Here is a 20047-nt window from a genome sequence, read left to right on the forward strand (position 1 = left end):
GGAAAGGCGGCAGCGATGAAGGCACCGCAGGGACTGCTTCTCGGGATAGGCGTCATGTGCCTTGGCACACTGGTCGCCGGGCTCCTTCCAGTTGCCGCGGCCGACTCAGGCGAAGCCACTGTACCTGCGGGCAAGGTCGAGTCACTGTTGTTGACCCCGACCGCGGTTGGCGACATCGTCGGGGTCACGTTCGACTGGGAGAAAGCCAACCGGCGGCCTTACAAATCCGACGACCTCGGCGAGCACTCGGCGTGCGCCATGCTGACCGGTCCCGATGTCGAAACTTTCGGCCGCGACTACACCGGTTACCGGTTCCGCGCCGACCGCGACGACGCCGAGAACTGGGAGTTCACCGTCCAGCAGCGCGTGGCAACCTACGCGGACGCCGCCACGGCGACGCAGACCTTCCAGAAGGTGTTCACCAAGGCCGCGATGGCCAAGTGCAACGGCGTCATCGCCACCATCAAGGACAACACTGATGCCCAGTGGCGGTTCAGGATTCAGACGGTGACGCCGACGTCGGCGCGGTGGGTGGAGGACCAGTTGTCCGACCAGCAGCCGATCGGCTACAGCTGCTCGGACGTCGCCGGGGTGGCCCGCAACGTGCTCTACAGCATCAAGGTGTGTCAGTACGGCAACGGCGGGCCCGCCGCGGCCACCATCGCCGAACGCGTCACCAGTCAGGTCGCCGGCGTACGCGCCTGATACGCGCGGCGACTGAAGGATCCATGGCCCCGAACAAAGTCACGCAACGCATCTCAGCGCTGGGCCCCTGGCTGCGCGGTGAGCTCAAACGACGCAAGTTGCGTCAACTGCGGACATTCACCGCCGGCGTGATCCTGGCCGTTGCCGGCCTGTTCGGCGGGCTGGACACGGTCGACGCCGGCCCCAGCGTCTTTGCGGCCGACGAAGCGCACAGCGACGGTGAGTTCACCCTGACCATCGCCCGCGCTTCGGTGGTCAACGAACTGCGCGCCGGTCGGCGGATCATCGCACCGGCCCAACCCGGCCATCGCTATCTGGGTGTGGTGAGCACGGTCCGCAACGACGGCACCATTCCCGGCCGGCTGATCGGCGAACTGCAGCTGCGCGACCAGCCGCAAAGCACCTCAGTCGGGGTGTTGCGGATGATCGACGGCTCCCCCATCACCCAGTTGGGGCCGGGCCTCCAGGAGCAGCTCGTGTTCGTCTGGCGCATTCCCGACAGTGCGATTCGTCCTGACCTCACCGTGACGTTGCGGGTCACCCAGAAACGCTTCACCGAGTTGCTCGTCACCTACGGCCGGGACTGGGTGGACAGCTCGAACGACTATGCCGAGATCACCCTGCCGGTGACCGTCAAATGAGCGCACCGATCCGGCGATCCCGCCCCGGACTGACTGCTGCCCTGGCCGCGGCGCCGATCCTGGTGGCTGCCGCGCTGCTGTGGCAACACCTGCCCGACAGCACTCGCGTCTACGGACCGTTCGATGTCCCCGGCCGGTTCGGCGTGCAGACCAGTGGGCGTTCGCTGACGGTCACCGTCGACGGCGTACAGCTGACGCGGGAGGTACAGGGTTCGGCGCGGTGGGCGAACCCGCCGCCGGTGACCGCCGCCGGGGCGTGGGTGGTGGTGCGCGCGAGCGTGTCGGCGACTGAGCGGACAGTGATGCCCAGCGTCGAACTTCGGGTGGGCCCCAACACCTACCGGCCGTCGGATCGGTTCCCCAGCTACACGCTGGGCTATCGAGCCGATCCGGGGATCACCCAGCGCGGCGCCTGGGTCTTCGACGTGCCCCCCGAGCTGTTCGACCCGCCCGGCGCCGACCCGTTCGAGCTGCACGTGTGGCCCGGCCTCGACGACCGCCTGGATGACCGCTTGGTCATCAACCTGCGCGGCCACCTGGATTCCACCTCCGGAACGGTTCTGGTGGTGGCACCGGAGGTGACCGGATGAGCGACCGAACGCTTCGTCTCTGGCAGCGCAACGTGATCGGCCTCGCGGTGGCCGCGGTCGCCGCGGCGGTCCTCGGGATCACCGAGCTGTACCCGGACTGGTCGGCTTACCGCGCCCGCGTCACCCCGGCCGTGCAGGTCCCCAAGGCCGGAAGCGTCACCGCCCACGGGCAGACCTGGCGGTTGGGCTCGATCCACCACCTCAACGCGGTGCCGCACGCATCCACGACCACCCTGCCGGCCCACACGACGCTAACCGTCGTCACCGTCGAGCGGACCGGAACGCCGTCCGCTCTGGAATGCACCGCGGTCATCACCGACGGGCGGCGTCGGTGGCAGACCGCCGCCCTCGGAAACGCTGCGCCATTGGTCGGCGACGCCACCGACCGGTGCACCAAGACCGGTCCGCTGCAGCTGAGCTTCCTGCTGCCCGCCGACGCCATGCCCACTGCGGTCGATTTGATCAATACCGACGGCGGCATCATGCTGCGAATCGGCTTGTGAGCCAGGGCTTCCCGCCGCAATGGTGACGGTGGCCAGGTTGGCCCGGCGCACACAGTAGGCGAACATCGCGGCGACCAGGGCGATCCGCAACGGCTGAATGATCAGCTGCGAGGCCAGGCTCATAGTGCCGCCGAACGCCGACCAGAACTCCGGGCCGTGCGGGCCGAGAACCTTTGCCATCCCTCGGTACAGGTAGCCCTCGGTCAACTGAGTGCGGTAGAAGCTGCCCCGCATGTCCAACCACGCCAACACCAGATACGCCAGCACGTAAGCAGACAGGCCCACTACACCGCCGTGCAGGATCAGCCGGGCCGCATCGACGATCGGGCCGAACCGTCCGGTCTTGGACTTTGCATACTCGGTGGCTCGCGTCCGCAGCTGTTCGGGGGTCTGTCGCCAGCGCTCGGTGACCCCCACCGCCGTCTCCCCCGGCGCGCCGGCTCGCCGCAGGACGGTCGGCCAGTCGATCTGGGCGGACACCCCGTAGACGATTCCGGCCGCGGCCAGCCACATCAGCGGTACGGCCGCACCCCCGAAGGCCGTCCGCACCAGCCACGTGAACCCCTGCCACGCCGTCTGCAGCGGTTGGACGTGCGAGAAAGCGTCGGCACGAACCGTGTTGAACCACACCACAAGCCGACGGTGGCTGATCCAATCGCCGGGTTTGATCAACACGGTGATGCCCGCCGCCAGGGAGAAGGTCAGCACCAGAAACACCCACAGCGCGTCGATGTAGACCCGAAGCGCAATCAGCGCTGTCGGTAATCGACTACTGAAGTGCCCCAACACATAGCGGGCCGCCAGGGCAGCACCGACGACCACCCAGGTGGTTCGGGAGATCGGCAGCATCTCGGTGTTGATCCCGCTCATCGCGTCGGCTACCCGGTAATTGAGTACCAGACGTTGGTAGGCCAGCCAGTCTTCCTTGAACATCTGCCAAGCCAGATAGATAGCGAAGAACGGCACGATCACGGTGGTGAACAGGTCGATGCTGCGCAGCGACCGGCGCGGCAGCGCGGCCACCTCGGGGAGCCCGCGGCGCAGCACCAGGAACATCGCCACGTAGGAACCCAGCTGCGCCAGGCCGGCGCCGGGCATGATCAGTGCCGCCCACAACGGATTGCTGTGCCCGGCCCAGGCGGCCGCGGCGATCACGACCCGGCGGACCACCAGTCCGGCGAGGTAACACGCTGCCAGCTGCGGCCAGTACCGCCACCACAGGGCGAATGGCGTCAGTAAGTTCCGCAGCACCGGCATCGTTGTCACACCACCAGATTCACCAATCGGCCGGGCACCACGATCACCTTCTTCGGGGTGGCACCGGACAGGAATGCCTGCACCTTCTCGTCGGCCAGGGCAGCGGCCTTGATCGCGTCGCCATCGGCATCGGTGGGCACCGTGACCAGTCCGCGCTTCTTGCCGTTGACCTGTACCGGGTAGTCGACGGTGTCGGTCACCAGGTAGGCCGGGTCAGCCACTGGGAACGGTCCGTGCGCCAGCGAGTCATCGTGGCCGAGTCGCCGCCAGAGCTCCTCGGCCAGGTGCGGGGCCAGCGGTGCGAGCAGCAGGGCCAATGGCTCGACGGCCGAGCGTGGTACCCCGTCGCGATGCTGTTTGGTCAGGTGGTTGGTGTACTCGATCAGCTTGGCAGCCGCGGTGTTGTTGCGCAGTGCCGCATAGTCTTCCGACACACCCACGATGGTGCGGTGCAGCAGTCGCAGTGTCTCGGTGTCCGGTTCGCCATCGAGCGTCCGGGTCTCGCCAGTCTCCTCGTCAACAACCAGCCGCCACACCCGCTGCAGGAAGCGATGTGCGCCGACGACGTCCTTGGTGGCCCACGGCCGCGACATATCCAGCGGGCCCATCGACATCTCGTAGACCCGCAGGGTGTCGGCTCCGTAGCTGTCGCAGATCTCGTCGGGAGATACCGAATTCTTCAGGCTCTTACCCATTTTTCCGTACTCGGCGAAGACTTCCGTGTCGCCGTCGGCGCCCGGGAGATAGAACTTTCCGTCGCGTTCCACGACATCGGCGGCCGGCACGTAAGACCCTCGGGAGTCGGTGTAGGCGGCAGCCTGGATGTAGCCCTGGTTGACCAACCGGCGGTAGGGTTCGCGCGAGCTGACGTGCCCGAGGTCGTAGAGCACCTTGTGCCAGAAGCGGCAGTACAGCAGGTGCAACACCGCGTGCTCGGCGCCGCCCACGTAGAGGTCGACACCGCCCGGGTCGTTGGGTCCGTGCTCGGTGGGCCGCGGCCCCATCCAGTAGGCCTCGTTCTCCGGCGCGCAGAAGCGTTCGGTGTTGTGCGGGTCGGTGTAACGCAACTCGTACCAAGAACTTCCGGCCCACTGCGGCATGACATTGGTGTCACGGGTGTAGGGCTGCAGTCCGTCGCCGAGGTCCAGCTCGACATGCACCCAGTCGGTCGCCTTGGCCAGCGGGGGTGAGGGTTCGCTGGACGCATCGTCCGGGTCGAACAGCACCGGTGAGTAGTCGGCGACGTCGGGCAGCTCGACCGGCAGTGCCGCCGCGTCCAGCGAGTGTGCGCGACCGTCGGCATCGAAGACGATCGGGAACGGCTCGCCCCAGTACCGCTGCCGGGCGAATAGCCAGTCTCGCAACTTGTATTCGATGCGCGCCCAGCCCCGGCCCTGAGCCTCCAGCTGTTGCGTCATCGCCTTCTTGGCGTCACCCACGGCCATGCCGTCCAGCGGACCGGAATTGACCAGAGTGCCGTCCCCGGCGTAAGCGGATTCTGAGATGTCCCCGCCGGCAATGACTTCGACCACCGGAAGGCCGAATTCGGCCGCGAACTCCCAGTCTCGCTGGTCGTGCCCGGGGACCGCCATAATGGCGCCGGTGCCGTAGCCGGCCAGCACGTAGTCGGCGATGAAGATCGGCACCTGCTGCCCGTTGGCGGGATTGGTGGCGTAACTGCCCAGGAACACACCGGTTTTGGTCTTGTTCTCCTGGCGCTCCAGGTCCGACTTCGCCGCGATCGCCTTGCGATAGTCCGCGACGGCGGCGGTCGGGGTGACTGCTCCGAAAGTCCAGCGTTGATCGACACCGTCCGGCCACACGTCGACGGTCAGCCGGTCGACCAGCTCGTGCTCGGGGGCGAGCACCAGGTAGGTGGCACCGAAAAGCGTGTCCGGGCGTGTGGTGAACACCTCGATGTCCACCGCTGCACCGTCGGTGGTGGCCGCGCCGAACAATGCCGCCGCACCGGTGGAGCGTCCGATCCAGTTGCGCTGCATGGTCTTGACCTTCTCCGGCCAGTCCAGCAGTTCGAGACCATCGAGCAGTCGGTCGGAGTACGCGGTGATCCGCATCATCCACTGCCGCAACCGCTTCCGGAACACCGGGAAATTGCCGCGGTCGCTTCGCCCATCAGCGGTGACCTCTTCGTTGGCCAACACGGTGCCCAGCCCCGGACACCAGTTGACCATCGAGTCCGTGCGGTAGACCAGTCGGTGGCCGTCGATGACGTCAGCGCGCTCACCGGCCGACAGCTGCACCCAGTCCCGGCCGTCGTCAAGAGTGCGCGCTCCAGAGTCGAATTCGGCGATCAGCTCGGAGATCGGACGCGCCTTGTTCGCACTCGCGTCGAACCAGGCGTTGTAGATCTGCAGGAAGATCCATTGCGTCCACTTGTAGAAGTCGACGTCGGTGGTAGAGAAGCTGCGCCGATTGTCGTGACCTAGGCCGAGGCGCCGTAGTTGCCGGCGGAAGTTCTCGACGTTGGCCTCGGTACGGATGCGCGGGTGGGTGCCGGTCTGCACGGCATACTGCTCGGCCGGCAGGCCGAAGGCGTCGAAGCCCAGGGCGTGCAGCACGTTGTGGCCGGTCATCCGGAAGTAGCGGGCGTAGACGTCGGTGGCGATATAGCCGAGCGGGTGCCCGACATGCAGGCCGTCCCCGGACGGGTAGGGGAACATGTCCTGCACGAACATCTTGCCGGCGGGAACGGTCGAACCGTCGGTCGGTGCGAGCGAACCGACCGGGTTGGCGACGTTGAAGGTGCCCGCCTGCTCCCAGTGGTGCTGCCAGGTGTCTTCGATTCGCCCGGCCAGCGTCGCGTTGTAGCGGTGCCGGGGTGCCTGGTCGGTGGGGTCGCTGGATCCCTGGGTGGTCGGGGCTTCGTTCACCTCAACAGGGTAAACGGCGGCCCTTTTCGGTCTGATCGCCACAGCTTGGTATCAGTTGGATTGCGACCCGGTGAGGGGTTCGTTCCAGGTCGGTTGCAGCCCTGGTGACGCAGTCGGCGCGTGGCTACCGTCAATTCACGGCCAGGGCATCACTACCCGGCCCGCCCCGGAAGGACCCTGGAGATGACGAACACCGCGCACCGTTGGCGACTCCTTTTCGGCAGCGCCGCCGTCATGGCGGCGGGCTTGGCCGGTATCCCCGTCGTGGCGGCCGAGCCGCTGGTCCCGGCACAGCCGAACCCCTACGGCCCCGCCGCCCAAGCGGCAGCGGCGCCGGTAACCGGGCCGCTTGCGGCGGCGCCGCGCCCAGGGGCTCCGGCGCCCGTGATCCTGCCGCCGGCGGGCGTACCTAGTGCCCCGGCTGCGGTAGCGCCGCCGAGCGGTCTCGTGCCGGCGACCTCGGGCACCCTGCGCGACTACTTCGCGGCCAAGAAGGTGCAGTTGCAACCGCAACAACCCGCCGGGTTCAACGCGTTCAACATCACCTTGCCGATGCCGGCAGGGTGGTCCCACGTGCCCGACCCCAACGTCCCCGACGCGTTCGCGGTGATCGCCGACCGGCGCAGCGGCTCGCTCTACACCCCCAACGCCCAGGTCGTGGTCTACCGGCTGGACGGGCAATTCGACCCGAAGGAAGCGATCACGCACGGGTTCGTCGACAGCCAGACCCTGATGGCCTGGCAGACCACCAACGCCTCCCTGAACGACTTCAACGGGTTTCCCTCGGCGAGCATCGAGGGGACCTACCGCGACGCCGACATGACGCTGAATACGTCGCGGCGTCACGTGATCGTGCCGACAGACGACGCGGCCTACCTGGTGTCGCTGACCGTGACCACCGGTGCCGGTCGCGCGATCGGCGCGGCTCCGGCGACCGACGGGATCATCAACGGATTCCGTGTCGAGCGGCCCGGTACCAACCCGCCGCCGCCTGCCCCCAGCGGTCCGGTGCAGTCGGGCACGGTGCGCCACCAGGTGGGCACGGTTCCGCTGCCGCTCGACGCCCCCCACCCTCCGGTGGAGTCAGGCGTCATCCGCCACCAGGTGGGCACCACGGGGTAACTGCCCGGCTCGTATGGTGGACCCATGCTGATCATGGGTGTCTTGTGCCTGGTTGCGGCGATGGTGTCGCTGGTGTTCGGTGTGCGGACGCTGGTGCGCCCGCTCACCGGTGACCCCGAGCAGTTGGTGCTGCGGGCGGTCGCGCCCGCCCAGATTGCCGTCGGCGTGATCCTGGGCGCAGGCGGTGCGCTCGTGCTGGCCGGCCCGTCGTCGATGGCGCTGTTGGCGCTGATCATCTCGATCACCGGGGCGCTCGCGACGCTGGCCGCCGGAGCCTGGCAGGGCGCCCGCTACGCGGCACGCCTGTCGGCTCAGGCCTCCGCGGCAGCCGGCGCCGGCTGTTGTGGGTCTGGTTGCGGCTGCGGCGACAGTGCACCCGTCGAGGAGGCGGGTTGCGGAGCGGGCTGTGGCTGCGGAGAACCCACGCCGCCGGAGCCGGCCTCCGGGTGCGGCAGCGGCTGCGGCTGCGGGTAAGGCGCCTCGGGCGGCGCTGGCCGCCGGCTCAGTTGCGGCTGATGTCGATCGGGTGGGTGGCCAACAGCGCGGTGGGCCACGGCTGCCGACGCAGCGCTCGTCCCCACAGGTCGACTCGCGGCGGCACCATCACATCCGACGGCAGCGCCGAGAGCACGATCCAGTCATCGCGCTCGATCTCGCCCTCCAGCTGGCCGATGGTCCAACCCGCATAGCCGGCGAAGATCCGCACACCCTCCACATGCGGTGCGATGGTTTCGGGGTCCGCATCGAGATCGACCATCACCAGCCGACCGTCGATGTGCCGCAGACCGGGCACACCGTGGGGCTCGACGCCGACCCGCAACAGCCCGACGCACAGGGCGGCGTCGCGCTTCACCGGTCCGCCGATGAACATCGTTTTGGGTTTGGCGGCCAGCTCGGACCACTGCGGCAGCACGTTGTAGACGGCGGTCTCACTGGGGCGGTTGAGTACCACGCCCAAGGTTCCACCGTCGTTGTGCTCGACCACGTAGATCACGGTGCGGCGAAACGTGGGTTCGAGCAGATCAGTGTTGGCCAACAGCAGCGTGCCGGCCCGTACCCGATGCGCAGCGGGCGCGACATAGTCCTCGGGGTCTTCGGGTTGGGCCATTTTTCCATCATGACACCCGCCGCCGTCATCCGTGTTGAGCTGTGCCGAACATCGGCCGACCCGCAATATTTGTAGGCTGGTTTGGGGCCGGTGCCGCAGTGACAGCCGCCCGAGTCTGGAAGAGGTTCTGTGGTGGACAACCGCGCACCCGCGACACTGTGGCGGTCGGCGCGCGGCCTGCCAGGGTTCCGCAGACTGCTGGAACTGCGGGCCGCCAGCCAATTCGGCGACGGCCTGTTCCAAGCCGGGCTGGCCGGAGCGCTGCTGTTCAACCCGGACCGGGCCGCTTCCCCGTGGGCGATCGCGGGCGCTTTCGCCGTGCTGTTCCTGCCGTATTCGGTGCTGGGGCCGTTCGCCGGCGCGCTGCTGGACCGCTGGGATCGTCGCCAGGTGATGGTGGTGGCCAACCTCGCCCGGCTGGTGCTGGTGCTCGGGATCGCGGCTCTGCTCGCTGTCGGCTCCGGTGACCTGCCGGTGCTGTGCGCGGCACTGATCGCCAACGGGTTCACCCGGTTCATCGCCTCGGGGCTGTCGGCGGCGCTGCCGCACGTGGTGCCGCGCGAGCAGGTCGTGACGATGAACGCCGTGGCGATCGCCACCGGTGCGGTGGCCGCCTTTTTGGGCGCCAACTTCATGCTGCTGCCGCGCTGGCTGATCGGTTCCGACGACCGCGGTGCGGCGTCGATCATCGCGGCCGTAGCCATCCCAGTCGCGATCGCCCTGGTGCTCTCGCTGCGCTTCGAAGCCCACGTGCTCGGTCCGGACGACACCAAGCGGGCGATCCACGGCTCGGTGCTCTATGCGGTGACGACGGGCTGGATGCACGGCATCCGGACGGTGCGCGACCGGCCCACGGTGGCCGCCACCCTTTCCGGACTGGCCGCGCACCGGATGGCCTTCGGTATCAACACCCTGGTGGTGCTGGTGCTGGTCCGGCACGTCGGCGAGCACACGGTGTCCGGCTTGGGCACCACGGCGTTGTTCGTCGCCTCGGCCGGCGCCGGGTCATTTCTGGCCACGGTGCTGACCCCGCCGGCGGTGCACCGCTGGGGCCGCTACGCCACCACCAACGGTGCCCTGGCGGCGGCTGCGGTCATCCAACTGGCCGCCGTCGGGCTGTACCTACCGGTACTGGTGTTGTGCGGATTTCTGCTCGGAGTCGCCGGGCAGGTGGTCAAGCTCTGCGCCGACACCGCCATGCAGATTGACGTCGACGACGCCCTGCGCGGACATGTTTTTGCGGTACAGGATTCGCTGTTCTGGGTGTCGTTCATTGCCGCTGTGGCCGGCGCCGCGGCGCTGATTCCCCCCGACGGGCAGGCGCCGTCGCTGATCGTGGCCGGCACCCTGCTGTATCTGGTCGGTCTGGCCGGGCACGCGTTCATCGGGCGGCGCCGCGAACCGGTGGGCCTAAAGTACGAGCATGGCCGAAACTGAATCGATCGTCGCCGATCTGAGCGCCGAAAGCGACGAGCTCGACGACCTAGTCGCCCCACTTGCCGACAGTCAGTGGGGCACGCCCACGCCGGCGGCGGGCTGGTCGATCGCTCATCAGATCGGTCATCTGCTGTGGACCGATCGGGTGTCGCTGACCGCCATCACAGACGAGGCAGGTTTTGCTGCCGCACTCACCGACGCGATGAAGGATCCGGCCGGCTTCGTCGACGCCGCCGCCGCCGAACTGGCCCAGCTGCCGCCGGCCGAGCTGTTGGCCGACTGGCGCTCCACCCGCGCGAAGCTGCACCAGGAGCTGCTCGGCGTGGCTGACGGCCGCAAGCTGCCGTGGTTCGGCCCGCCGATGAGCGCGGCCTCGATGGCCACTGCTCGGCTGATGGAGACCTGGGCGCATGGCCTGGACGTGGCCGACGCCCTCGGGGTGCGCCGGCGCCCCACGGCCCGGTTGCGATCGATCGCCCATCTGGGGGTGCGGACCCGGGATTTCGCCTTCACGGTGCACAACCTGACCCCGCCGGCGGAACCGTTTCACGTGGAACTTCACGCTCCCGAGGGCGGAGTGTGGGCATGGGGCCCGGTGAACGCCGAACAGCGGGTGACCGGAACCGCCGAGGATTTCTGCTTTTTGGTGACGCAGCGGCGTGCGCTGGCCGACCTGGACATCACCGCCCACGGCGACGACGCGCAGCGCTGGTTGGAGATCGCCCAAGCCTTCGCGGGGCCTCCCGGCTCCGGTCGATGAGCGCTCGCGCGAAGAGAGCCGGAGCCGAATCAGCCGAGCTCCGGTCGATGAGCGCTTGCGCGAAGAGAGCCGGAGCCGAATCAGCACGGCTCCGGTCGATGAGCGCTCGCGCGAAGAGAGCCGGAGCCGAATCAGCCGAGCTCCGGTCGATGAGCGCGCCAGCGCGAAGCGAGACCCGGCCGCATGTCGCCGAGTTCAGGATTTCCGGATCGGCCGTTCGTCGATACCCCTAGATGTCCGGAAGTTCACAGCGCGGTGGCGCCATCGGCGGCGCCGTCACCATCGGCATCGATGAGCTTGACGTTCCAGCGTCCGTCGCCATCGGTGTCGACGTAGGCGGCCTCATAGCCTCCCGCGCCATTGCCGATCAGTACCCGATCAGCCCGACCGTCGCCGTCGGAGTCCACCAGCCGGTCGTTGACCCGTCCGTCGCCGTCGAAATCCACCAAGGGGCCGCCCGTGTGCTCGACGTTGTCGAGGCCCACCCAACGCAGCCCGCCCGATCGGTCTGCTGAGCCCGCCGTGGCGCCGTGCCCCCAGGTGCCAGAGCCGTCGTCGATGAAGGAGGCCTCGGGGGTGCCGTCGTCGTCGAGGTCCAGCAGGAGGTGGTCGGCCACCCCGTCCCCATCGAGATCCACCAGCGCGTCGTCGCGCAGTCCGTCCCCGTCGAAATCGAGGCTGATCGCGTCGGCGAACCCGTCCCCGTCAAGATCCAAGTCGGGGGTGCCGGTCCACATGGTGGCCGTGCCGTCCCCGTCGCCCAGGCAGTAGTCCATACCCTGCTCAGACGCGGCGCTGCAGCTATCGGTTCCCCTGCGTCTGCCACCACGACAGCAGCTCGGCCGTCGCCTCCTCGCGCGTCAACGGGCCGCGCTCCAGGCGCAACTCCTTGAGATAGCTCCATGCGCGGCCCACCTGCGGGCCCGCCGGGATATCGAGCAGCTCCATGATCTCGTTGCCGTCCAGGTCCGGCCGCACCCGCTGCAGGTCTTCCTGCTCGGCCAGCACTGCGATTCGCTCTTCGAGCTGGTCGTAGCTGGCCTGCAGGCGCGCCGCGCGCCGCTTGTTGCGAGTGGTGCAGTCCGCCCGGACCAGCTTGTGCAGCCGTGCCAGCAGCGGTCCGGCGTCGGTTACGTAGCGCCGCACCGCCGAGTCTGTCCACTTGCCGTCGCCATAGCCGTGGAACCGCAGGTGCAGGTAGACCAGCTGGGACACGTCGTCGACCATCTGCTTGGAGTAGCGCAGCGCGCGCATCCGTTTCCGGGCCATCTTCGCGCCGACCACCTCGTGGTGGTGAAAACTGACGCCCCCGTCAGTTTCGTGCCGGCGGGTGGCCGGCTTGCCGATGTCGTGTAGCAATGCCGCCCAGCGCAGGACCAAATCGGGACCGTCATCCTCCAGGTCGATCGCCTGTCGCAGCACGGTCAACGAATGCTGGTAGACGTCCTTGTGCTGGTGATGCTCGTCGATCGCCATCCGCATGCCGCCCACCTCGGGCAGCACCACATCGCCCATTCCGGTGGCCACCATCAGATCCAGGCCGGCCACCGGGTCGGCGCCTACCAGCAGCTTGTCCAATTCGGCAGCCACGCGTTCAGCGGTGATGCGACCGAGCTCTGGCGCCATGTCCTCGATCGCGGCGCGAACCCGCGGCGCCACCGTGAAGCCGAGCTGGGAAACGAACCGGGCGGCGCGCAACATCCGGAGCGGGTCGTCGCCAAAGGAAACCTGCGGTGCGGTCGGTGTGTCGAGCACACCGGCCCGCAACGCCGCTAGGCCGCCGAGCGGGTCAAGGAATTCCCCCGGTCCGGCCGCGGTGATCCGGACCGCCATCGCGTTGGCGGTGAAGTCGCGGCGCACCAGGTCCTCCTCGAGCGAATCCCCGAAGCGCACTTCGGGATTGCGGGAGACCTGGTCATACTTGTCGGCCCGGAAGGTGGTGATCTCCACGCGTTGCCCGACCAGCGTTGCGCCCACCGTGCCGAACTCGATTCCGGTGTCCCACATCGCTTCGGTGCGGCCCCGCAGAATTCGCTGCACCTGCTCGGGGCGCGCGTCGGTGGTGAAATCCAGATCCGGGCTCGGCCGGCCCAGCAGCGCATCGCGGACCGATCCACCGACCAGGTAGATCTCCTGACCGGCTTCGGCGAACATCGCGCCGAGGCTGCGCAGCAACTCGGCGTGCCGATTCAGCGCGACGGCCGCCGTGGTCAGCAGGTCAGCGTCTTGATGGGCTTCAGGCACGTTCGATGAGCTTAGCGGTGGTCGCGAGGACGGCGAAGCCGGGCGAAGCGGGCCACCGCCAGCGGCACCGCGGTGGTCGCGAGGACGGCGAAGCCGAGCGAAGCGGGCCACCGCCACCGGCACCGCGGTGATCGCGAGGACGGCGAAACCGGGCCCCGCGGGTCACCGGCGAGGGACGCAGGTCGGCCCGAGCGTGCCAGCTACTATCGCATGGGTGTCGGCCGACGGCGGAGAAGCCAATTCTGGACGGCGCCGCAGGCGGCGTCGTGGTCGACGCACGTCTGGTCCGAAAATCAACCACGCCGAATCCCCGGCCGCTGAAGCCGCCCCCAGCCCGAGCGCGACTCCGAGTCGGTCGGCCCAGCGCCGGCCCCGCACCGCGCGGCACGGGCCGGACCGGCTGCGCACCGTGCACGAGACCTCCGCGGGCGGGCTGGTCGTGGACGGCATCGACGGCCCGCGCGAAGAGCAGGTCGCGGCGCTGATCGGCCGGGTCGACCGGCGGGGCAGGATGCTGTGGTCACTGCCCAAAGGACATATCGAAGTCGGTGAGACCGCCGAGCAGACCGCGATCCGCGAGGTCGCCGAAGAAACCGGCGTGCAGGGCAGCGTGCTGGCTGCGCTGGGCAGCATCGACTACTGGTTCGTCACCGACGGTCGCCGAGTGCACAAGACCGTGCACCACTATCTGATGCGGTTCTCCAGTGGAGAGCTGTGCGACGACGATGTTGAGGTCGCCGAAGTGGCATGGGTGCCGATCCGGGAGCTGCCGTCCCGCTTGGCGTACGCCGACGAGCGACGGCTGGCAGTGGTCGCCGACGAATTGATCGACCGGTTTCAGGCCGACGGCCCGGCCGCCCTGCCGCCCCTGCCGGTGACCGCACCCTGGCGACGCCAGCAGACGCATTCCCGCGCCCGCCGTACTCGCGCAGGCGAGAACTCGCCGGATCCGAAGAACGGTCGCAGGCTGGACCCGTGACCCGCACGCAACGAAGCGGCGGGGGTCCCTCGCCGAGGCGGTTGGCGGCCCTCCCGGCGGTGGTGGCCGCCCTCCTGATGACCCTCGGCACCGCGCTCGGCGGCGCCGCGCCACATGTCCCCGCCGGCGAACCCGATGTGGCGCCGTTCGTCCAGATCCGCATCGACCGTGTCACCCCGGAGGTCGTCACCACCTCCAGCGTCCCACTCGTCACCGTCGCCGGCACGGTGAGCAATGTGGGCGACCGCCCGGTGCGCGATGTGATGGTGCGCCTCGAGCAAGCCGGCGCGGTCGCCTCCTCTGCCGGGCTGCGCACCAACCTCAGCGGAGCCAACGACCAGTACCGCGCGGTAGGCACGTTCAGCACGGTGGCGGCCGAGCTGCAGCGCGGTCAGGAAGCCCGCTTCACGCTGTCGGCGCCGCTGCGCTCGGCGAGCCAGCCGGCCTTGAACATCGACCACCCCGGCATCTATCCAGTGTTGGTCAACGTCAACGGCACGCCCGATTACGGCGAGCCGACCCGGCTCGACGACGCCCGCTTCCTGCTCCCGGTGACCGGCCTGCCCAAGCCCGACGCGGACTCGGACCTGTCGGCCAGTGCCGTCGCACCCGACATCTCCCAGCCGGTACGGCTCACCATGTTCTGGCCGCTGGCCGATCGACCCCGGCTGACCCCCGGCGCTCCCGGCGGCACCCTGCCGGTTCGGCTCACCGACGACGACCTGGCGACATCGCTGGCCCCCGGCGGACGCCTCGATGCGCTGCTGTCCGCCGCCGAGTTCGCCACCAGCCCCGCGGTCGACGCCAACGGAGTGGTCAACCAAGCTCTGTGCCTGGCCGTCGACCCCGACCTGGTGGTCACCGTCAACGCGATGACCAACGGCTACGTCGTCGCCGACTCCCCCGAGAGTGCTACCTCGCACCCGGGCACCGGACGCGACGCAGCCCGGACCTGGCTGGAGCGGCTGCGGCGGTTGGCACACCACACCTGCGTTACGGCGACCCCCTACGCGCAGACCGACCTGGATGCACTCGCGCGGGTGGGCGACGCGCGGCTCGACGAGATCGCGCTGCACAAGCCCGCCGACATCGTCGACCGCATCCTTGAGGTCACCTCGACCCGTGGTGCGGTGCTACTCGGCGACGGCCGGCTCACGGCCGGCGCCGCGGACCTGATCAGTGGCCAAGGCGGCGCGGTGGTGATCACCGCCGGCGACTGTGCGGCGCAGGACTCCGCGTCCGGCGCCTCGGCCACCGCCGACGTCACCCCGCGGCGGGTGTCCCCACAACTGGTGTCCGTGCCGTATGACCCCGCCGTCGGCGCCGCGCTGGCGGCGATGGGCACCGATCCGGTCGCGCCCAGCTACCAGGACACCTCGTTGGCCGTCCGGCTTCACCACGACTCGGCGCTGGCCCGTCGCCAGGACGCCCTGGGTTCGATGTTGTGGCGCGGACTGGAATCCCCAGAGAGCCCCGGCGCACCGCGCGACGAGATTCTGATGCCGCCGGCGTACTGGAAGCCCCGCGCCGACGACGCCCAGGCCGTGCTGACCACGCTGGCCACCGCGCTGCGCTCCGGGCTGGCCGTGGCCCGACCACTGACCGCGGTCCTCGCCGAAGCTCGCAACGTGACAGCCCCACCCGAGCATCCGCTGCCGACCCAACAGCCGGCGGGCGGTTTCAGCCCGGACGTCATCGGCGCGGTAGCCAACGACATCAGTCGGCTGTCGGGCTTGACCGCGGCGTTGACCACCGATGCCCGCACCGGCCTGACCGGTGACCAGTACACCGCGCCGCTCGCCGAAGGGATGCTGCGCGCACTGACCCAGTCCGAGCCGGTCGATGTCCGCAACGGCCTCGCAGCGCAGCGCCTGACGATCATCGGTGACACCGTCAACGACCTGATCGGCGCGGTCACCATCGTCAACCCGGCCGACTCCTACACGCTGGCCACCGAGCACAGCCCGCTGCCGCTGGCGCTGCGCAACGACCTGGCGGTGCCGATCCGGGTGCGGCTGCACGTCGACGCCCCACCCGGCATGACGGTGACCGATGTCGGGGAGTTGGAATTGCCGCCGGGGTATCTGCCGCTGCGGGTTCCGGTCGAGGTCCGCGTCAACCAGCACTTCGTCGTCGACGCCGCGCTGCAAACCCCCGACGGTCTGCCGCTGGGTGAGTCCGTCCGACTGTCGGTGCATTCCAACGCCTACGGCATGGTGCTGTTCTTGATCACCATGACTGCAGCTGCGGCGCTGACGGTGCTGACCGGACGCCGGCTCTGGCACCGCTTCCGCGGTCAGCCCGACCGAGCCGACCTGCCCGCACCCCCCTCCAATCCGGGGGGAGACCGGTGAGCACGCCGGCCCAGCAACCCGCCCGCCCCGAGCTGACCGACGCCGCAGTGGTGTCGCGTTCCTGGGGGATGGCTTTGGCGACCCTGGTCAGCCGCATCACCGGGTTCATCCGGGTGGTGCTGTTGGCGGCGATCCTGGGGGCCGCCCTGTCGAGCGCCTTCTCGGTGGCCAACCAGCTGCCGAACCAGATCGCCGCCCTGGTGCTGGAGGCCACGTTCACCGCGATCTTCGTGCCGGTGCTGGCCCGAGCCGAACGTGACGACGCCGACGGCGGCGCCGCGTTCGTACGTCGGCTGGTCACACTCGCCACCGCCCTGCTGCTGGCCACCACGGTCATGTCGGTGGCGGCGGCACCGATGCTGGTGCGGTTGATGCTGGGCGGCGACCCGCAGGTCAACGAACCGCTGACCATCGCATTCGCCTATCTGCTGCTGCCCCAGGTGATCTGCTACGGGCTGTCCTCGGTGTTCATGGCAATCCTGAACACCCGCAACATCTTCGGAGCACCGGCCTGGGCGCCGGTGGTCAACAATGTTGTCGCGATCGCCACCCTGGTGGCCTACCTGCTGGTGCCGGGGGAACTGTCGGTCGACCCGGTGCGGATGGGCAACGCCAAGCTGCTGGTTCTTGGCCTAGGCACCACGGCCGGCGTCGTCGCCCAGACCGCCGTCCTGCTGGTGGCGATCCGGCGGGAGCGGATCAGCCTGCGCCCGCTGTGGGGAATCGACGACCGGCTCAAGCGATTCGGCACCATGGCCTCGGCGATGGTGCTCTACGTCTTGATCAGCCAGGTCGGCCTGGTGGTGACCAACCAGATCGCCAGCACCGCCGCCGCCTCCGGCCCGGCGATCTACTACTACGCCTGGCTGCTGCTGCAACTGCCGTTCGGCATGATCGGCGTGACGGTGCTGACCGTGGTGATGCCCCGGCTGAGCCGCAACGCCGCCGCCGGCGACGACCCCGCCGTGCTGGCCGATCTGTCCCTGGCCACCCGGCTGATGATGATCACCCTTATTCCGATCGTGGCGCTGATGACCGTCGGCGGCCCGGCGATCGGCAGCGCGCTGTTCGCCTACGGCAACTTCGGCAACGTCGACGCGGGCTACCTGGGCGCCGCGGTGGCGATGTCGGCCTTCACCTTGATCCCCTACGCCATGGTGCTGCTGCAGCTGCGGGTCTTCTACGCCCGGGAACAACCGTGGACTCCTATCGCCATCATCGTGGTGATCACCGCGGTGAAGATCGTCGCGTCGCTGGCAGCCCCGCACCTGACCGACAACCCCGATCTGGTGGCGGCCTACCTGGGGCTGGCCAACGGCCTGGGCTTTCTTGCGGGCGCGATCGTCGGGCACATACTGCTGCGGCGCTCCCTGCGCCCGGTCAGTGGGCATTTGGTGGGGCCGGACGTGATCCGCACCGTGCTGGTGACGTTGACGGCGTCGCTGCTGGCCGGGCTGGTCGCCGAGGTGCTGGATCGGGTGCTGGGCCTGCGGATGCTGACCGACCACGGCGCGGCCGGATCGATGCTGCGCCTGCTGGTCATGACGCTGGTGATGTTGCCCATCATCGGGGCGGTCATGGTGCGCGCCGAGGTGCCCGAGGCGATCGCCGCGCTGGCCGCGGTGCGCCGAAGAATCGGTGCCAGAGGAGCCCAGATCGGCATGCCCAACCCGCCTTCTCCCGATCCGAGCGTCCCGTACGCTGAGCACAACTGTTTGCCCATACCCGGCGGGGACGTCCCGAACGATCCCGCCGCGCACACGCCGCCGGAGCACATCGCCGGTGGCCGGACACCGAAAGGCGCGGAGGTGGCCGACATTCCTTCCGAGGGCGCCGGGTCTCGGGCCGCGTCGCGGACCGTTGCTCCGCAGCAGTCTCAGCGGGCCGCCGAGACCCCCGAGTCAGCCGGCAACGACAGCTTGCTGACACCGGGCCTGAGCATCGCCGGCGGCCGCTACCGGCTGCTGGTCCGCCACGGCGGCACCCCGGTGCTGCAGTTCTGGCAGGCACTGGACACGGCGCTGGATCGGCAGGTCGCGCTGACCTTCGTCGACCCGAATCAGACGATGGCCGATGACCAGCTCACCGGCGTGCTGTCGCGCACGCAGCGGCTCAGCCAGATCACCCTGCCCGGTATCGCCCGCGTGCTTGACGTGGTGCGCGTCGGTGCGGGCGGGCTGGTGGTCTCCGAATGGGTGCGCGGCGCCTCGCTGCAGGAGGTGGCCGGTACCTCGCCTTCGCCGATCGGTGCCGCCCGCGCGATCCGGTCGTTGGCCACCGCCGCCGAATCCGCCCACCAGAATGGCGTGGCCCTGTCGATCGACCACCCGGCCCGGGTCCGGGTCAGCATCGACGGCGACGTCACCCTGGCCTTCCCCGCCACGCTGCCGGACACCAAGCCCGAGGACGACATCCGCGGCATCGGCGCCACCCTGTATGCGCTGCTGGTCAACCGGTGGCCGTTGACCGAGGCCGGGGCCGACGTGGGACTGGAGCCCGCCGACCGCGACGAGACCGGCAACCCGGTCAAACCCGACGCGATCAACCCGGACATCCCGTTCCAGATCGCTGCGGCAGCCAGCCATGCGATCCAGCCCGACGGCGGGATCCGCGGCGCGTCGACGCTGTCGAACCTGCTGCAGCAGGCCACCGCCCTGCACGAGCAGACCGAGCTGTTGGGCACGGTCGCTGACGAGGCACCCGTGCCCCGTCCGGCGCCGGCTCCACCGGACGACGAGACGCGGGCCGAGCGGCGCCGCCGGGTGCTGATCGGCCTGGGCATCGGCGGGGCCGTCATCCTGGTTGCGCTGCTGGTGCTGGCCTCGGTGCTCAACCGGATCTTCGGCGACGTCAACGGGTTGGACAAGACCGAACTGGGCTTGAGCAGTCCGTCGGCGTCGTCGCAGACGGGCACCTCCGGACCCAGCGGCATCGTGAAGCCGGTGCAGGTGACGGTCTTCTCCCCCGGCGGCGAGGCCGACCGGCCCCAGGACGCCGGTCTGGCTATCGACGGAAACCCGGCCACGGCCTGGTCGACGGACACCTACTCCGACCCGGTGCCGTTCCCGAATTTCAAGAACGGCGTCGGGCTGATGCTGCAACTGCCCAAGCCCACGGTGATCGGCACGGTCACCCTCAACGTCTCCAGCACCGGCACCCGAGTGGAGCTGCGCTCCTCCTCGACGCCGAAGCCGACGCGGCTCGAAGACACCACCTTGTTGGCCCCGGCCAAGGCGCTGCAGCCCGGTTCCAACAAGATCACCGCCGACTCGGCGTCGCCGACGTCGAACCTGCTGGTGTGGATCTCCACGATGGGCAACACCGGTGGCGAGAGCCGCACCCAGATCTCCGAGATCACCGTGCAGGCAGCGTCCTCCTAGGCGATCGCGAGGGCGGCGAGCCTGTGCACAGCTCGTTTGGGTGAAGTGCCGACGGGTCCGCCGCTGGTTACTGTCC

The 20047-nt window shown here is 69.1% G+C and carries 15 protein-coding genes; 10 read left to right on the plus strand and 5 right to left on the minus strand.

From position 1 onward, the window contains the following. The first annotated feature begins 15 nt into the window (after positions 1 to 15). From RCP37_RS22015 to RCP37_RS22025, 3 genes are read left to right on the plus strand one after another with little or no spacing between them, the layout of a single operon-like run. Entirely contained in the window at positions 16 to 705 is a 690-nt protein-coding gene (locus tag RCP37_RS22015; RefSeq protein ID WP_308485021.1) for a sensor domain-containing protein, read from the plus strand. A gap of 23 nt (positions 706 to 728) precedes the next feature. Next, the gene (locus RCP37_RS22020; RefSeq protein WP_308485022.1) at positions 729 to 1346 is read left to right on the plus strand and encodes a hypothetical protein; all 618 of its coding nucleotides are present in this window, start codon (positions 729 to 731) and stop codon (positions 1344 to 1346) included. Beyond that, on the plus strand, positions 1343 to 1936 hold the full coding sequence (locus RCP37_RS22025; RefSeq protein WP_308485023.1) for a DUF4352 domain-containing protein: 594 nt from the start codon (positions 1343 to 1345) through the stop codon (positions 1934 to 1936). The genes RCP37_RS22020 and RCP37_RS22025 overlap by 4 nt, the downstream gene beginning before the upstream one ends. Positions 1937 to 2187: 251 nt before the next feature. Here RCP37_RS22025 and RCP37_RS22030 read toward each other — a convergent pair whose 3' ends face one another. Beyond that, on the minus strand, positions 2188 to 3696 hold the full coding sequence (locus RCP37_RS22030; RefSeq protein WP_308487206.1) for a hypothetical protein: 1509 nt from the start codon (positions 3694 to 3696) through the stop codon (positions 2188 to 2190). A 5-nt stretch (positions 3697 to 3701) separates the two neighbouring features. Beyond that, positions 3702 to 6587, minus strand: a complete 2886-nt coding sequence (leuS, locus tag RCP37_RS22035; RefSeq protein ID WP_308485024.1) for a leucine--tRNA ligase — start codon at positions 6585 to 6587, stop codon at positions 3702 to 3704. 183 nt (positions 6588 to 6770) lie between these two features. On the opposite strand from leuS, the gene RCP37_RS22040 reads away from it, so the two are divergent. Both RCP37_RS22040 and RCP37_RS22045 read left to right on the plus strand, forming a co-directional pair. Next, the gene (locus RCP37_RS22040; protein ID WP_308485025.1) at positions 6771 to 7709 is read left to right on the plus strand and encodes an LpqN/LpqT family lipoprotein; all 939 of its coding nucleotides are present in this window, start codon (positions 6771 to 6773) and stop codon (positions 7707 to 7709) included. Positions 7710 to 7733: 24 nt separating this feature from the next. Then, complete coding sequence (locus RCP37_RS22045) at positions 7734 to 8183, plus strand: hypothetical protein (protein WP_308485026.1); 450 nt, start codon at positions 7734 to 7736, stop codon at positions 8181 to 8183. A 28-nt stretch (positions 8184 to 8211) separates the two neighbouring features. On the opposite strand, the gene RCP37_RS22050 is transcribed toward RCP37_RS22045, so the two are convergent. Then, complete coding sequence (locus RCP37_RS22050; RefSeq protein WP_308485027.1) at positions 8212 to 8817, minus strand: YqgE/AlgH family protein; 606 nt, start codon at positions 8815 to 8817, stop codon at positions 8212 to 8214. A 132-nt stretch (positions 8818 to 8949) separates the two neighbouring features. On the opposite strand from RCP37_RS22050, the gene RCP37_RS22055 reads away from it, so the two are divergent. Both RCP37_RS22055 and RCP37_RS22060 read left to right on the plus strand, forming a co-directional pair. Next, positions 8950 to 10254 (plus strand): MFS transporter, encoded by a 1305-nt coding sequence (locus RCP37_RS22055; RefSeq protein WP_308485028.1) that lies wholly within the window; start codon positions 8950 to 8952, stop codon positions 10252 to 10254. Beyond that, positions 10241 to 11014: a TIGR03084 family metal-binding protein gene (locus tag RCP37_RS22060; protein ID WP_308485029.1), complete on the plus strand. Its 774-nt coding sequence runs from the start codon at positions 10241 to 10243 to the stop codon at positions 11012 to 11014. Before RCP37_RS22055 ends, RCP37_RS22060 begins: the two co-directional genes overlap by 14 nt. Positions 11015 to 11259: 245 nt before the next feature. On the opposite strand, the gene RCP37_RS22065 is transcribed toward RCP37_RS22060, so the two are convergent. After that, on the minus strand, positions 11260 to 11790 hold the full coding sequence (locus tag RCP37_RS22065; RefSeq protein ID WP_308485030.1) for a pullulanase: 531 nt from the start codon (positions 11788 to 11790) through the stop codon (positions 11260 to 11262). A 25-nt stretch (positions 11791 to 11815) separates the two neighbouring features. Then, positions 11816 to 13258, minus strand: coding sequence for a CCA tRNA nucleotidyltransferase (locus RCP37_RS22070; RefSeq protein ID WP_308485031.1), 1443 nt, complete (start codon positions 13256 to 13258; stop codon positions 11816 to 11818). A gap of 214 nt (positions 13259 to 13472) precedes the next feature. On the opposite strand from RCP37_RS22070, the gene RCP37_RS22075 reads away from it, so the two are divergent. The 3 genes from RCP37_RS22075 to murJ all read left to right on the plus strand — a co-directional run bounded on the left by RCP37_RS22075 (position 13473) and on the right by murJ (position 19971). Next, a complete protein-coding gene (locus tag RCP37_RS22075; protein WP_308485032.1) occupies positions 13473 to 14237 on the plus strand; it encodes an NUDIX hydrolase in 765 nt (254 codons plus the stop codon). A gap of 77 nt (positions 14238 to 14314) precedes the next feature. After that, positions 14315 to 16591 (plus strand): hypothetical protein, encoded by a 2277-nt coding sequence (locus RCP37_RS22080; protein ID WP_308487207.1) that lies wholly within the window; start codon positions 14315 to 14317, stop codon positions 16589 to 16591. Then, positions 16588 to 19971, plus strand: a complete 3384-nt coding sequence (gene murJ / locus RCP37_RS22085; RefSeq protein WP_308485033.1) for a murein biosynthesis integral membrane protein MurJ — start codon at positions 16588 to 16590, stop codon at positions 19969 to 19971. Before RCP37_RS22080 ends, murJ begins: the two co-directional genes overlap by 4 nt. The last annotated feature ends 76 nt before the right edge of the window (positions 19972 to 20047 follow it).

This window comes from Mycolicibacter sp. MU0102, from assembly GCF_963378105.1.
Lineage (GTDB): Bacteria > Actinomycetota > Actinomycetes > Mycobacteriales > Mycobacteriaceae > Mycobacterium > Mycobacterium holstebronense.

Coding starts and splice junctions, on each gene's coding strand:
- RCP37_RS22030 (WP_308487206.1), bottom strand. CDS start 3,696: ATGCCGGTGCTGCGGAACTTACTGACGCCATTCGCCCTGTGGTGGCGG.
- RCP37_RS22015 (WP_308485021.1), top strand. CDS start 16: ATGAAGGCACCGCAGGGACTGCTTCTCGGGATAGGCGTCATGTGCCTT.
- RCP37_RS22045 (WP_308485026.1), top strand. CDS start 7,734: ATGCTGATCATGGGTGTCTTGTGCCTGGTTGCGGCGATGGTGTCGCTG.
- RCP37_RS22060 (WP_308485029.1), top strand. CDS start 10,241: ATGGCCGAAACTGAATCGATCGTCGCCGATCTGAGCGCCGAAAGCGAC.
- RCP37_RS22025 (WP_308485023.1), top strand. CDS start 1,343: ATGAGCGCACCGATCCGGCGATCCCGCCCCGGACTGACTGCTGCCCTG.
- RCP37_RS22050 (WP_308485027.1), bottom strand. CDS start 8,817: ATGGCCCAACCCGAAGACCCCGAGGACTATGTCGCGCCCGCTGCGCAT.
- RCP37_RS22065 (WP_308485030.1), bottom strand. CDS start 11,790: ATGGACTACTGCCTGGGCGACGGGGACGGCACGGCCACCATGTGGACC.
- RCP37_RS22040 (WP_308485025.1), top strand. CDS start 6,771: ATGACGAACACCGCGCACCGTTGGCGACTCCTTTTCGGCAGCGCCGCC.
- RCP37_RS22020 (WP_308485022.1), top strand. CDS start 729: ATGGCCCCGAACAAAGTCACGCAACGCATCTCAGCGCTGGGCCCCTGG.
- RCP37_RS22080 (WP_308487207.1), top strand. CDS start 14,315: ATGACCCTCGGCACCGCGCTCGGCGGCGCCGCGCCACATGTCCCCGCC.